12 protein-coding genes are annotated in these 13,672 nt (G+C 71.0%); 6 read left to right on the top strand and 6 right to left on the bottom strand.

Annotated elements, in window-relative coordinates:
* Positions 1 to 43 precede the first annotated feature (43 nt).
* The 3 genes from FKO37_RS22810 to FKO37_RS22820 form a co-directional block, all read right to left on the bottom strand.
* Positions 44 to 802: a class I SAM-dependent methyltransferase gene (locus FKO37_RS22810; protein ID WP_238605715.1), complete on the bottom strand. Its 759-nt coding sequence runs from the start codon at positions 800 to 802 to the stop codon at positions 44 to 46.
* Positions 803 to 840: 38 nt separating this feature from the next.
* A complete protein-coding gene (locus FKO37_RS22815; RefSeq protein ID WP_238605716.1) occupies positions 841 to 1,764 on the bottom strand; it encodes a serine protease in 924 nt (307 codons plus the stop codon).
* A gap of 814 nt (positions 1,765 to 2,578) precedes the next feature.
* On the bottom strand, positions 2,579 to 3,058 hold the full coding sequence (locus FKO37_RS22820; RefSeq protein WP_037815532.1) for a hypothetical protein: 480 nt from the start codon (positions 3,056 to 3,058) through the stop codon (positions 2,579 to 2,581).
* A 181-nt stretch (positions 3,059 to 3,239) separates the two neighbouring features.
* Here FKO37_RS22820 and FKO37_RS22825 point away from each other — a divergent pair, with 181 nt between their 5' ends.
* From FKO37_RS22825 to FKO37_RS22835, 3 genes are all read left to right on the top strand, one after another.
* Positions 3,240 to 3,911: a GntR family transcriptional regulator gene (locus FKO37_RS22825; protein ID WP_009079497.1), complete on the top strand. Its 672-nt coding sequence runs from the start codon at positions 3,240 to 3,242 to the stop codon at positions 3,909 to 3,911.
* A 64-nt stretch (positions 3,912 to 3,975) separates the two neighbouring features.
* Positions 3,976 to 5,388: an aldehyde dehydrogenase family protein gene (locus tag FKO37_RS22830; RefSeq protein ID WP_238605717.1), complete on the top strand. Its 1,413-nt coding sequence runs from the start codon at positions 3,976 to 3,978 to the stop codon at positions 5,386 to 5,388.
* 25 nt (positions 5,389 to 5,413) lie between these two features.
* Entirely contained in the window at positions 5,414 to 6,496 is a 1,083-nt protein-coding gene (locus tag FKO37_RS22835) for an alcohol dehydrogenase catalytic domain-containing protein (protein WP_238605718.1), read from the top strand.
* Between the two features lie 4 nt (positions 6,497 to 6,500).
* On the opposite strand, the gene FKO37_RS22840 is transcribed toward FKO37_RS22835, so the two are convergent.
* Together FKO37_RS22840 and FKO37_RS22845 are read right to left on the bottom strand one after the other, a co-directional pair.
* Positions 6,501 to 7,193, bottom strand: coding sequence for a GNAT family N-acetyltransferase (locus FKO37_RS22840; RefSeq protein ID WP_205673282.1), 693 nt, complete (start codon positions 7,191 to 7,193; stop codon positions 6,501 to 6,503).
* A 14-nt stretch (positions 7,194 to 7,207) separates the two neighbouring features.
* Positions 7,208 to 9,523 carry a pyruvate dehydrogenase gene (locus FKO37_RS22845; RefSeq protein WP_037815538.1) on the bottom strand — a complete coding sequence of 772 codons (2,316 nt, stop codon included), beginning with the start codon at positions 9,521 to 9,523 and terminating at the stop codon, positions 7,208 to 7,210.
* A 133-nt stretch (positions 9,524 to 9,656) separates the two neighbouring features.
* Here FKO37_RS22845 and FKO37_RS22850 point away from each other — a divergent pair, with 133 nt between their 5' ends.
* Complete coding sequence (locus FKO37_RS22850; RefSeq protein ID WP_037815539.1) at positions 9,657 to 10,136, top strand: Lrp/AsnC family transcriptional regulator; 480 nt, start codon at positions 9,657 to 9,659, stop codon at positions 10,134 to 10,136.
* 3 nt (positions 10,137 to 10,139) lie between these two features.
* On the opposite strand, the gene FKO37_RS22855 is transcribed toward FKO37_RS22850, so the two are convergent.
* Positions 10,140 to 10,433 (bottom strand): DUF3040 domain-containing protein, encoded by a 294-nt coding sequence (locus tag FKO37_RS22855; protein WP_238605719.1) that lies wholly within the window; start codon positions 10,431 to 10,433, stop codon positions 10,140 to 10,142.
* Between the two features lie 151 nt (positions 10,434 to 10,584).
* Between FKO37_RS22855 and FKO37_RS22860 the strand changes: the two genes are divergently transcribed.
* Both FKO37_RS22860 and malQ read left to right on the top strand, forming a co-directional pair.
* On the top strand, positions 10,585 to 11,439 hold the full coding sequence (locus tag FKO37_RS22860) for a TIGR03619 family F420-dependent LLM class oxidoreductase (RefSeq protein WP_037815542.1): 855 nt from the start codon (positions 10,585 to 10,587) through the stop codon (positions 11,437 to 11,439).
* Positions 11,440 to 11,703: 264 nt separating this feature from the next.
* Positions 11,704 to 13,644, top strand: coding sequence for a 4-alpha-glucanotransferase (gene malQ, locus FKO37_RS22865; RefSeq protein ID WP_037815543.1), 1,941 nt, complete (start codon positions 11,704 to 11,706; stop codon positions 13,642 to 13,644).
* Positions 13,645 to 13,672: the final 28 nt, after the last annotated feature.

Here is a 13,672-nt window from a genome sequence, read left to right on the forward strand (position 1 = left end):
CGGTCACCGCCTTAACCCGGGACAACGTCCCTGGACATCACACTTAGCCGTCCGCAGTCGCGAGGACTCTGCGCCTCAGATCGAAAGCGGACAGCACGTGGACACCTTCGTCGTGGAGAGAGCGCAGGGCAGGATCGTCGCCAGGGTCGAGCGCCGCAGCCGCTTCCCACATCGCGCGTTCTGCGGCCCGCCACTGCGGACGATCCCGGACCGCAACGTTCGCGAAGCCCGCGCCGACGAGTCCGGCTTCGGTGTCGACCGCCCGGATTCGTGCCGAGACGCGCTCGTCCGCGCGGTCGACAGCCTCCCAGGTCGTCAGCGAGACGCGTCCGCCCGGACGGAGCACCCGGCGTATCTCTTCAAACGTCTCGGCGGTCGCCTGGAACTGGATCGCGTCGACGCACACGACCGCATCGACCGACTCCGCGGGCAAGGCCGTGTCGGCGAGATCGCCCACCTGGAACTCCGCGTCCACGGAATCGAACTGCCGAGCCAAGGTCCGAGCCTGCTCGATCGCCGCCCGCGAGAAGTCGACACCGATCAACCGCGCCCCGGTCCGGGATGCGATTTCGAGGCCGTATCCGCCGCGCCCGCACGCCAGGTCCAGCAGCCGGTCGCCGGGCGCGAGCCGCAGCGCCTCGACGACTTCCGCGATGCCCTTCCAGGAGAGCAGACTGCTCGACAGCAGCCGCGGCGGCAGGCCCAGATGCCGCTGGGGGATCTCGTCGCGTGCGGGGCTGTCCAGCATGTTCGAGTACCACTCGTCGAAGTCCTCCGCCGACGGTCCCGATCCGGAACTCACCGCAGTCCTCCTGAGCCTGTTTTCCGTCGCTGTCCGGGTCAGCTGATCGCTGAGCGGTAAAGCTGGGCGATGTCGTCGTCGAAGTAGGCGCTGTAGGAGACGTCCGGGGTGGCGCCGCCGGTCTGGTAGCCGCCGATGGCACCGATGACGGTACCGGTTCCGGTGTTCGGGTCCTGGTTGATGACCCAGGGGCCGCCGCTGGTGCCGTCGGGGAAGCCGGGGCAGGCGACGCGTTGCTGGTAGGTGTCGGACTGGGTGGTGGTGCCCGTGCAGACGACCGGTTGTTCGGTGCCGTCCGGGTAGCCGGTGAGGGTGATCGTGTGCGAGAAGCCCTGGTTCGTGCCGAGCTGGTTGGCGCCGGTGAGGCTTTCGAGGCTCGCGGAACCGGGCTGGGCGACCTTGAGGAACGCGAAGTCGAGGTCCTGGTCGGACGAGGACTTCCACCCGTCGGCGACGACCGCGGCGGTGACCTGCCAGGTGCCGTACGGGGCGATGCCGTCGTGGTAGCCGGGTTTGAAGGTGATGCCGGAGACGTCGCCGCCGATGCAGTGCGCGGCGGTGAGGAGCAGGTCGCCGGTGGGGCTGTGCACCACGCTGGCCGAGCAGAAGTGGTTGCCGCCGGAGAACAACGCGCCGACTGCCGGGCTGGCCGTCGCGGTGTTGCTGCGGGAAGTGTTCGTCCCTGGGCTGGAGGCATCGGCGGTTGCCGGGGTGCTGCTGGACGAGGTGCTTGTCCCGGCGCCGGGGGCATCGGCGGTTGCTGAGGTGTTGCTGGAAGAGGTGCTCGTCCCCGTACCGCGGGAATCGCCGCCGGTCGCGACGGCCGGGGTGCCCGTGCCGCTCGGCTGGACGGCCGGACCGGTGACGTCAGCGGTGTCGACGACGGCGTTGGCGCCGCCGGTCGCGACGATCGCGGCCGCCGCGCAGACGATCAGCGCTGTGCGGGAAACGTTGACTCTCACGCTTCAAGATGACCATGCCGACGCCCGCCGGGCATCCTGTGCGGCCGGATGCACAGCAACCTCACAGCGCTCGCACATCCGCTCACAGCAGGGGGATTTCGGGTCGGGGAGGCCGGGATTTTCCACCCTCGCGGGGGTGGTGCGCGGGTGGTTGGCGAGCGCTGGGAGGTGCCTTCTCGACACCCGCGTCGGTGTCGGGTGCGGCATGAACGGCCAGCTTGGTGGGCTGGCGGGTCATGTGGTCAGCGCCGCGGGATGTGGCCTGGTTGAGGTTGGGGTTGCCCGGGTTCGTGGGGTGATCGGCGAGTTTGGTGGTCTGGCGGTCATGCGGGCAGCGCCGCGGGTTGCGGCCTGGCTGTGGTTGGGGTTGCCCGGGTTCGTGGGGTGATCGGCGAGTTTGGTGGTCTGGCGGTCATGCGGGCAGCGCCGCGGGATGTGGCCTGGCTGTGGTTGGGGATGCCCGGGTTCGCGGGGTGACCGGCCAGTCTGGTGGGCTGGCAGGTCATACAGGCTGTATGCGGCGGTACCGGCGGGCGCGCTGCCCTCGGCCCCGGGCGACCGGCCAGCCTGGGGGACTGGCCGGTCACCTGCTGGGCAGGCAGCCTGCGGGACGGCCGCATGGTCGAGCCCGTGCGGTCTCCGGTCACCCACTCGATTTGCGTCGAGTCGGCGGCTGTTGCCGGTCCGGGCGTTGGCCACCGGCCGGACCGGCAACAGCGTGCCCACGACTTCGATCTGACGAAGTCGGGCGCCTACCTAGGCGACACCGCCTCCGAGCCGAAGCGGGTTACTCGCGTGCCGCGGATCGGCATGGTCACTCACCCGCCGGCGGGGTGTGGGTGACCAGCAGGGTCACGCCTGCTTCTCCGTCGCAGTCGACCATGACTGGGCCTACTCCGTTGCCGATCTTCGTCGTGAGTTTCGCTGTTGCCTTGAAGGCGTCCGGGTTCGGGTCGACGATCTTGAGGTCCTTGAGGATCTGGTGGCCTGGGTAGCCGCCGATCACCTTCTTCAGGCCCTTTCCTCCGCCGCAGTTGCCGGTGATCGTGACTTCTCCGCCGGGAGCGGCGGGGTTCGGGTCGACCTTCACGGTTGCCCGGGCGCCCTCCGGCGGCTGTTCGGCGGCGGGCGGCTGGGCGACAGCGGCAGGCGCGGCAGCAGCGACAGGCGCGGCTGGATGATCGCTGGTGGCGGCCGCCGCGACGCCGATCGTGCCGCCTGCGATGACGGCTGCGGCCAGTGCCGTGCCTGCGACAAGGCGGCCGTGGCGCAGGATGGAAGACTTCGCTGACATTCGGGTTCCCTCCCTCGGTATGTCCATTGAGGACACTGCGGTTCACCCCGGGTTATGGGGTTCGTCCGGGTAGTCGCCGCGACCCCCTCCGCAGGTTCTCTCCGGCACGAAAAGTGACGGGGGTCACACTGGTGGGGAAAGGCTACGATAGCGGGAAATCCAACGCTGGCGGGGAGTTTTCGTGACAGTGGCCGGAGAAGCGCGCGAACGGCTGAGTCCGCGGGTCGCCAAGCAGGTGCGCGACCTGATCCTGACCGGCGCGGTCCGCGGCGGCGAGCGGCTGCGCACCGAGCATCTCGCGGAGCGGCTCGGCGTCAGTGCGACACCGGTGCGCGAAGCGTTGATGGCGCTCGCGGGCGAGGGCATGGTGGATTTCCGTCCAGGGCGCGGATTCCGGGTGATCCCGGTGACGCGCCGGGACGTCGTCGACGTGTACGCGATGCAGGCCTACGTCTCCGGCGAGCTGGCCGCGCGGGCGGCGGAAGCGTTCGATCCGGCGGGGCTGGCGCGGCTGGACGACCTCCAGCGCGAGATCGAGAAGACCGTGCGCGAAGGCGACCTCGACGCGACCGAGCGGGCCGATTTCGCGTTGCACCGCATGGTGAATCACGCGGCTGCCGCGCCGAAGTTCACGTGGATGCTGTCGTTGACCCTCCGGTACGTGCCGTTCTCGGCGTACGCGGACATTCCCGGCTGGCCGCTGCTCGCGCGCGACGACCACGATCGGGTGCTCGCCGCGTTGAACGAGCGCAAGCCGGAAGCGGCGCGGGAAGCGATGGCGGCGCACATCCGCGAGGCCGGGGACCTGCTGGTCGACTTCCTCGCGGCGCAGGGCGTGCTCGCGGCGCACTAGACAGCCGGAGCGTTTTCTATAGAATCCGGCCCGAGGGGGCAGAACCCAGGGCGAAGGAGACTCGGTGGCTGAGCGCGACGTGCTGTACATCGGCGGCGAATGGGTCCGTGCGGAAAGCGGAACCTCGATCCCGGTGGAAAACCCGGCCACCGAGCAGGTCCAGGCGCGCATTCCGGAGGGCACGGCCGCCGACGTCGACCGGGCGGTCTTGGCGGCGCGCGAGGCGTTCCCGGCGTGGGCGGAGACCAGCCGGGCCGACCGCCGCGAACTGCTGCGAAAGCTGCACGACGGCCTTGCCAAGCGGGCGGAAGAAATCGGCGAAACGATCGCGAAGGACGTCGGCACGCCGTTGCGGATCGCGACCCGGATCCAGGCCGCGCTGCCGCAGACCGACGTGCAGACCTACGTCGACCTGCTCGGCCAGGACGAGCCGGAGGAGAAGGTCGGCAACTCGCTGATCGTGCGCGAACCGGCGGGCGTGGTCGCGGCCATCACACCGTGGAACTACCCGCTGCACCAGATCACCTGCAAGATCGCGCCCGCGCTGGCGGCGGGCTGCACGGTCGTGGTGAAGCCGAGCGAGGTCGCGCCGTTGAGCGCCTACCAGCTGTTCGACGCCATTCACGAGGCCGGTTTCCCGCCCGGCGTGGTCAATCTGGTCACCGGCTACGGGCCGGAGGTCGGCGAGGCGCTCGCGACGCATCCGGAGGTCGACGTCGTGTCGTTCACCGGTTCGGTCCGCGCCGGCACTCGGGTCGCGGAGCTGGCGGCGCGCACGGTCAAGCGCGTGACGCTGGAGCTGGGCGGCAAGTCCGCCAACGTGATCCTCGACGACGCGGACCTGGCGACGGCGGTGAAGGTCGGCGTCTCCAACGCGTTCCTCAACGGCGGCCAGACCTGCACGGCGTGGACGCGCATGCTCGTCCCGCGCGAGAAGCACGACGAAGCGGCGGCGCTCGCGAAGACGTTCGCCGAAGGGTTCACGACCGGCGATCCGCTGGACCCCAAGACAAAGCTCGGCCCGCTGGTGAGCGCGGCGCAGCGCGACCGCGTGCGCGGTTACATCGGAAAAGGCATTGCCGAGGGCGCGACTTTGGTGACGGGCGGCATCGAAGCTCCTGCGGACACAGGCTACTTCGTCGCACCGACAGTTTTCGCGGGCGTCGACCCGGATTCCACGATCGCGCAGGAAGAGATCTTCGGCCCGGTGCTGTCGATCATCCCGTTCGACGACGAGGAAGACGCGCTGCGGATCGCGAACAACTCCCGCTACGGCCTGCACGGCGCGGTGTGGTCGGCCGACCAGGACCGGGCGCTCGCCTTCGCGCGCAAGGTCCGGACCGGGCAGATCGACGTCAACGGCGGGGCGTTCAACCCGCTCGCCCCGTTCGGCGGCTACAAGCAGTCCGGGCTGGGCCGCGAAATGGGCCGCGCCGCGCTCGACGAGTTCACCGAACTCAAGTCCATCCAGCTCTAGCCCCGGCTCTCAAGGAGAAGACATCGTGGTCAAAGCCGTGGTCGTGCGCGAGCAGGGCGGGCGTTCGGAAGTCTGCGACATCGTGCTGCCGCCGGTCGGTCCGGAGGACGTGCGGGTGCGGGTCGCGGCCGCCGGGGTGTGCCATTCCGATCTGTCCATGGTGGACGGAACGCTGCGTCCGCAGTACCCGTTCGTGCCGGGACACGAGGCGTCCGGCGTCGTGGCGGAGGTCGGCAGCGACGTCACGCACGTGCGGCCGGGGGACCGGGTGGTGCTCAACTGGGCCGCCGCGTGCCGGGAATGCTGGTTCTGCCAGGCCGGGGAACCCTGGTTGTGCTCGGCGATCGAGGGCGTTACCACGCTGCCGCGCGGGGAGCTGGACGGCCAGCCGCTCAACGTTCTGCTCGGCGTCGGCGGGTTCGCGGAGGAAACCGTGCTGCCGGGGCACTCCGTCGTGCCGCTGCCGGACGGCGTGCCGCTCGACCTGGCCGCGCTGATGGGCTGCGCGGTGCTCACCGGGGTCGGCGCGGTGCGCAACACCGCGAAGGTCCGAAAAGGACAGAGCGTGCTCGTGCTCGGGCTCGGCGGGATCGGGCTGTGCGTGGTGCTCGGGGCGAAACTCGCGGGCGCCGGCCAGATCATCGCGGCCGACCTGTCGCCGGAGAAGGAAGCGCTCGCCCGCGCGGCCGGTGCGACGGATTTCCTGGTGAGCGACGACAAACTCGCCAAGCAGGTGCGCGGGCTGACCGAGGGGCGCGGCGCGGACTACGCCTTCGAATGCGTCGGCGCGGCGGCCACGATCCGCGCCGCGTGGAGTTCGGTGCGCCGCGGCGGGCACTGCACGGTGGTCGGCGTCGGGCGGAAGGACCAGCAGGTCGTGCTGAACCCGCTGGAGATCTTCCACTTCGCCCGCACGCTCACCAGCACCGTCTACGGCGCGTCCGACCCGGATCGCGACATCCCGGTGCTCGCCGACGAGGTCCGTTCCGGTGCGCTGGACCTGGAAACCCTGGTGACGCACCGGATTTCGCTCGACGAGGTCGGCGACGCGTTCGACCGGATGCGGCGCGGGGAGGGCGCCCGCTCGCTGATCCGGATCGGGGACTGAGCCGTCAGCGAGGCGAGCCGGGCGAGACGATGTCCCAGGTGCCGAACAGGGTCAGCCCGGCGGACGCGGCGAGGGCGATCGACGCGTGGTTGTCGAGCTGACACCGGTACTGCGGCTCGTGCTCTCGCCCGAGCGCGTGCCGCGAGATCGCCCGTACGAGGCGTCGGGCGTGCCCCTTGCCCCGATGTGCCGGCAGCGTCACCACGCCTAAGTCGGCCAGCGGTGCGTCACGCCACGGATACATGCTCGCGACCGCCGCGAGCTGTCCGTCGGCGAACGCGCCGTAGACCGCCCAGTGGTCCAGTTCGACGGACGCGTCGTCCAGATCCTGTTCGGACGCGGCGGCCTCGAACGCGGCGAACGCTTCGGCGTCCGAGCCGGTGAGCGGCCGGACCGACGCGTCGTCCGGTTCGGCGAGCAGCTTTTCCCTTGCCTCGTCGGTGAAATAGAACAGGTTGTCGGCCCCGTGCAGCAGAATCCCCGCCGAGGCCAGCCGCTGCCGGAACTCCGGTTCGTCGCGCGGGCGCCCGAGGGTTTCGGCCATCGCCGGGGTGAGCCGGATCCGGGTCCGCCCGTCCGCGGTGACGAGGACGGTGAGCCGCTCGTCCTCGTCCAGCGCGGCGTCGACGGTCAGGCTGAATCCGCCGCCGTCCGGGACCGGAGGCAGCCAATGGCGGGTGACGGCGGCGGCGAACAAGAAACGCTCCTAGCTCAGTCGGCCACGTCCAGCGCGGCCTGGATGATGCTGTCGGTGTCGATGCCGTGGTGCCGGTACACGCTCTCCAGGTCGCCGGACTGCCCGAACCGCGTCACGCCCAGATGCGCCGCCCGCACGCGGTGGACGTTCGCGAGGAACGCCAGCGTGTGCGGGTGCCCGTCCAGCACCGTCACCATCGGCGCGGACCGTTCGGACGGCAGCGCCGACTCCAGGATCCACGTGTCGGCGGTGTCCTGGCCTGCCCGTGCTTGCACCGCGCGGAACAGCAGGCCGGGGCTCGTCACGCACACGACGTCGGCGTGCTTGCCCAGCGCGTCCAGCCGGTCGGCGGCTTCCAGCGCCTCGGTGACCATCGCGCCCATCGTCACCAGCGTGACGTCCGGGCGCGCCACCGCGGCGGTGCGGATCGGGTACGCGCCCGCGACGACCTGGCGGCGGCGACGCTCCCGCGCGGCCGGATCAGCCGGCACCGCGGCCAGGCTCTGGTCCACCGGACGGGTCGACAGGCGCAGGTAAGCGGAAGTCCCGTCGGGACGGCCGAGCCGCGAAAGCGAAGCCAGCAGGGTCCACTCGACGTCCAGCGCGAACGCGGGCTCGTACGTCACGCAACCCGGCTGCTCCAGCCCGACCGACGGCGTGGTCACCGACTGGTGCGCACCGCCTTCGGGTGCGAGCGTGACGCCGGACGGGGTACCGACCAAAATGGACTGTCCGCCGCCGTAGATGCCGAACGACCACGGTTCCAGCGCGCGCTCCACGAAGGGGTCGTAAAGCACCCCGATCGGCAGCAGCGGACGGCCCCAGCGCGACCACGTCGTGCCCAGTTCGCCGAGCGCGCTCACCAGGTTCACCTCGGCGATGCCCAGTTCCAGGTGCTGTCCGCTGGGCCGCTCGCGCCAGTGCAGGATCGTTTCCGGGTCGTCGGCGAACCAGTCGACGCGCTCCTGCGGCGACCACACGCCGACCTTGTTGACCCAGCCGCCGAGGTTGGTGCTGGACGAGACGTCCGGGCACAGCGTCACCACGAGTTCCGCGGCCTCGGGCGCTTCGCGGGTCAGGTCGAGCAGCGCGCGGCCGAGCGCGGCCTGCGTGGTGGTGCGGCCGGACGGCGTGCGGCCGATGTCGGACGGCAGGGCCGGAACCGGTTGCAGCTCAACGGGTTCCCGTTCCAGCCGGGCCGCGGTCGAAGCGCACAGCTGCGCGGCCGCGGAGCCCTCGGCGAACTTCTGCCACGGGTTGTCCGGCGAGATTCCGACGCGCTCGGCCAGCGAGCCCAGCTGCTCGGCGGTCAGCAGCGACGAGTGGTTCTGCGGGTGTCCTTCGCTGGCGAGGCCGAATCCCTTGACCGTATAAGCGAAAACGACGGTCGGCCGGTGGTCGTCGATGGCGTCGAACGTGTCCAGCAGCGCGGACAGGTCGTGGCCGCCGAGGTTCCGGATGGCGGCGTGCAGCGTGTCGTCGTCGAGGGTGTCCAGCAGCGGAGCCAGTTCCGGCGTCGTCAGGCGTTCGCGCAGCTGCGCCGGGGTGCAGCGGAGCAGCCGCTGGTACTCCGGGTTCGACATCTCGTCGATGCGCCGGCGCAGCGCCGAACCGCCCGGCCGCTCGAACAGGTCCTGCAGCAGCCGCCCGTACTTGACGGTCAGCACCTGCCAGCCGGCCGCCTCGAACATGCCCTGCAGCCGGGTCGCGCCGATGTTCGGGACCACGCGGTCGAGCGACTGCCGGTTCAGGTCGACGATCCACACGACCTCGCCCAGTTCGGCCACGTTCGGGTCGAGGACGGCTTCCCAGCACGCGCCCTCGTCCAGTTCCGCGTCGCCGACCAGCGAGTACTGCCGTCCGGCGCCCGCGCCGCCGCCGTGCGATTCGACGTAGCGCCGTGCCAGCGCGCCCCAGATCGGGGCGGTCGCGCCGATGCCGACCGAACCGGTGGAGTAGTCGACCTGGTCCGGGTCCTTCGAGCGCGACGGGTAGCTCTGCAGGCCGCCGAACTCGCGCAGCGTCGTCAGGTACTTCTCGTCGAGGTCGCCGAGGAGGTAGTTGATCGCGTGCAGCACGGGGGAGGCGTGCGGCTTGACCGAGACCCGGTCCTGCGCGCGCAGCCGGGCGAACCACAGCGCGGTCATGATCGACACCATCGAGGCGCTGGACGCCTGGTGCCCGCCGACCTTGAGCCCGGTCGGATTGGGCCGCACCCGGTTCGCGTGGTCGATGATCGCGGTCGACAGCCACAGCACCCGGTCCTGCACCTCGCGCAGGACGGTCACCGTGTCGTTGTCCGGAAGGCGTTCGGGGGCGGCGCTGCTCACGAAGGATCGGACCTTTCTTGGGCGGAAAGTTCAGGCCAGTCCAGCAGAGCTGGGTAGGGTGCACAACAAGCGCGTTCAACATTGCGCAGAACGCCCAAGTCAGCACCGCACGGTGCGGAGAGGATTGCGCAGCATGCCCAGCACTCAGCGGCTCGACGCCACCGACGCCCGGATCCTGCTCGCGCTCGGCCGCACCCCGCGCGCCACCGCGGTCGCGCTCGCCGACGAACTGGGCCTGTCCCGCAACACCGTGCAGAGCAGGCTCGCCCGGCTCGAGCAGGGCGACGCGCTGCGCTCGGCCGAACACCGGATCGATCCGGCCGCGCTCGGCTACCCGCTCACCGCGTTCGTGACCGTGCAGGCGCGGCAGCGGCTGCTGGACGAGGTCGGCCGCGCGCTCGCCGCGGTGCCCGAGGTGCTGCAGGTGCGCGGATTGACCGGCGCGCAGGACCTGCTGGTGCACGTGGTCGCGACCGACGCGGACGACCTGTACCGGATCGCCGGGGAAATCCTGGAGATCCCCGGCGTCGAGCGCACCAACAACGCGCTCGTCATGCGCGAGATGGTGCCTTACCGGCTCACTCCGCTGCTCGAGCGCGCTGCCCAGCGCTGAGGGTCACGTCTGGTCGTCGGCCGCGCGCTCACGGCGGTGCTGCAGCATGGTCCGGTGCGCCCAGACCAGCAGCGGCGCGGCGAGCAGTCCCCACAGGAACCAGCCGGTCTCCCCGCCCATCAGGCCGAAGACCAGCATCATCGCGGCGGTGACCTCGGCGAGCACGAGGATCTTCTGCCATCGCCGGGTCTGCACCGGCGGCACGCCTTGGCTCAGCGTCGCGGCGAACACGGGGTCGCTCGCGGCGAGTTCCTCTTCGATCTTCCGCAGGGCGCTGCGGTCGCGATGGGGCAGCATGATCCCCTCCTCGGGCAGGACGGGCCGGTGATCGCTCAAGTACCAGTGGAGTACCCGGCCGGGGGCGCCGTCAAGCCCGGGTTTTCGCAGGAATAATCGCCCGCGCCCGGGGCCGTTGCAAACTGAAACACGTTCTAATACCGTGCCGGGGGTGAGATACGGGATCGTGCTGTTCACCAGCGACCGGGGCATCTCCCCGGCGGCGGCCGCGCAGGCCGCGGAAGAGGCCGGGTTCGCGACCTTCTACGTGCCCGAGCACACCCACATCCCGATCCGGCGGGACGCCCCGCATCCCCGGACCGGCGACTCCTCGCTGCCGGACGACCGCTATCTGCGCACGCTCGACCCGTGGGTCGCGCTCGCCAGCGCGGTGCCGGTGACCTCGACGATCCGGCTGGCGACCGCGGTCGCGCTGCCGGTGGAGAGCGACCCGATCACGCTGGCCAAGACCGTGGCGACGCTGGACCACCTGTCCGGCGGCCGGGTCACGCTCGGCGTCGGGTTCGGCTGGAACACCGACGAGCTCGCCGACCACGGCGTGCCCGGGAAGCGGCGGCGGACTGCGCTGCGCGAGTACCTCGAGGCGATGCGCGCGCTGTGGACTGAGGAAGAGGCGAGCTACGCGGGCGAGTTCGTCGAGTTCGGGCCGAGCTGGGCGTGGCCGAAACCGGTGCAGCCCAAGGTGCCGGTGGTCGTCGGCGCGGGCGGCACCGAGCGCACGTTCCGGTGGATCGCGCGCCACAGCGACGGCTGGCTGACCACGCCGGGCGAGGGCGACATCACTGGGAAAGTCGCGCAGTTGCGCGAAATCTGGCGCGAGGAAGGCCGCGAGGGCGAGCCGGAGGTGATCGCGCTCGGTCCGCGCCCGGATCCGGAGGGGCTCGCCAAGCTCGAGGAGGCGGGCGTGACCGAGGTCGTGTTCGGGCTGCCGGACCGCTCGCCGGGCGAGGTCGAAGCGTGGCTGGACCGGCTCGCCGGGAAGCTCGGGCAGCTGGCCGGAGCCTGACCGCGTCCATTTCGCACGGCGCTACCTCGTTAAGAAGAAAACCGCGCGCTGAAATCGCGAATAGCGCCTGAACGGGTGAACTGGGCGTTCGCGCGTCATTCCGGGGAACGCCTTCCCTCTTGTTTCGTGTGGCGGTGACCGGCCGGCACGCCCCCCGACCGGCCGGTCACCGCTTCGCCCGTCCGCGGCGGCGAGGCGAATGGCGCCGCGGGGCGCCGCCCGGGACACTGGTCCGGTGCGCATTCCCGTTCCCCGGACCGAAACGTGACCCCCGAACTGGCCGAACTGGCCGCCGCCCATGGAGTCGCCACCCACTACGAAAACTCCGACCAAGTCGAAGTACAGGTAGATCCCGACGTCGTGATCGCGGTATTGGCGCAGCTGGACGTCGATGCCAGTACTCCACAGGCAATTCAGCGAGAATTGGCCGCGGTGCAAGAAGCGAGCGCGGCGCGCGTGCTGCCGCCGACGGTGGTGGTGCGCGCCGGGCAAGAACGCGAACTCGGCCAAGCCGCGAGGATTGAGCTCGAAGACGGCACGACGCGTGACGTCGGCGCCACCCTTCCGGCTGACCTTCCGCTCGGCTGGCACCGGATCAAGACCGCGGAGCAACGGGTTTCGCTGGTCGTCGTCCCGGACCGGCTGCCCGCGGTGCCGCCCGCGTGGGGCTGGATGCTCCAGCTTTACGCGCTGCATTCCGAACGGTCGTGGGGGATGGGCGATTTCGGCGATCTCGCCGAGATGGCGTCCCGGTCGGCCGCCGAGCTGGGCGCGGGCGTGCTGCTCGTCAACCCGGTGCAGGCGATCAGTCCGGCGCATCCGGTCGAACGGTCGCCGTATTCGCCGTCGAGCCGCCGGTTCGCGAACCCGCTGTACCTGCGGGTGACCGACACCGAAGCGTTCGCCCGCGCCGACGAGGACACCCGGCGGCGGGTGCTGGCGCTCGCGCCCGATCCGATCGGCGAGCTGATCGACTACGACGCCGTGTGGACCGCGAAACGGGCCGCGCTCGAGCTCTTGCGCCCGCACCATCCGCACCCGGTCGACCTGGACGACGACCTTCGCGATTTCGCCGCGTTCGGCGCGCTCGCCGAGGTGCACGGCAGCGATTGGCGCGAGTGGCCCGAGCCGTTGCGCGATCCCGGCAGCGCCGAGGTGGCCGCCGCGCGCGAGGAGCTGGCCGAGCGGATCGAGTTCCACGGCTGGCTTCAACAGCTCTGTCACGAGCAGCTGGACACTGTCCGCCGTGCCGCGCGCGAGGCGGGCATGCCGGTCGGCGTCGTGCACGACCTGCCGGTCGGCGTGCATCCGGGCGGCGCGGACACCTGGGCGCTGCGGGACGTTTTCGCCGCCCAGGTGCGGGTCGGCGCGCCGCCGGACGCGTTCAACCAGCAGGGCCAGGACTGGAATCTGCCGCCGTGGCGGCCGGACCGGCTCGCCGAAGCCGGGTACGCGCCGTTCCGCGACGTCGTGCGCGGCGTGTTGCAGCACGCCGACGGGATCCGGGTGGACCACGTCGCCGGCATGTGGCGGCTGTGGTGGATTCCGCCGGGCGAACCGGCTGGTCGCGGCACGTACGTGCATTACGACGCCGAAGCGATGCTCGGCGTCCTCGCCCTGGAGGCGCACCGTGCGGGCGCGGTCGTGGTGGGGGAGGACCTCGGCACCGTCGAGGACACCGTCACCGAGACCATGCACGAACGCGGCCTGCTCAGCTCCGCGGTGCTGTGGTTCCAGCGCGACTGGGACGCGCCCGGCAAGCCGTTCGTCCGCCCGGACCGCTGGGACCCGGACGCGATGGCCAGCATTTCGACGCACGACCTGCCGACCGTGTCCGGCTGGCTCGACGCCGAGCACGTCCGGGTCCGCGCCGAACTCGGCCAGCTCGACCGCCCGGCGGAGCAGGAGTACGCCGAGGCGGCGGCCGAACGCCGGGCGTTGCTCGAACTGGTTGCGAGCGAAGGAATTCCGGACGACGACTTGGTGGTCGCCCTGCACACGCTGCTCGCCTCGGCGGCGTCGCGGCTGGTGCTCACCGCGCCCGCGGACGTCGCGGGCGAACGGCGCCAGCCGAATCTGCCGGGCACCGTGGATGAGTACCCTAACTGGCGCATCCCGCTTCCCGTCACCGTGGACGGGTTCTTCGCCGATCCGCGGGTGCGGGCGGCGGTCGCTCCGCTGGCCGCGGCCCGCCCGCTGCGCTGAACCCCCGAAAAGCCTGTCCGGACAACGT

The organism is Amycolatopsis sp. Poz14 (assembly GCF_006704225.1).
In the GTDB taxonomy this organism is placed as follows: Bacteria; Actinomycetota; Actinomycetes; order Mycobacteriales; family Pseudonocardiaceae; genus Amycolatopsis; species Amycolatopsis nivea.

Coding starts and splice junctions, on each gene's coding strand:
- FKO37_RS22820 (WP_037815532.1), bottom strand. CDS start 3,058: ATGTCAGCGAAGTCTTCCATCCTGCGCCACGGCCGCCTTGTCGCAGGC.
- FKO37_RS22855 (WP_238605719.1), bottom strand. CDS start 10,433: ATGCTGCCCCATCGCGACCGCAGCGCCCTGCGGAAGATCGAAGAGGAA.
- FKO37_RS22850 (WP_037815539.1), top strand. CDS start 9,657: ATGCCCAGCACTCAGCGGCTCGACGCCACCGACGCCCGGATCCTGCTC.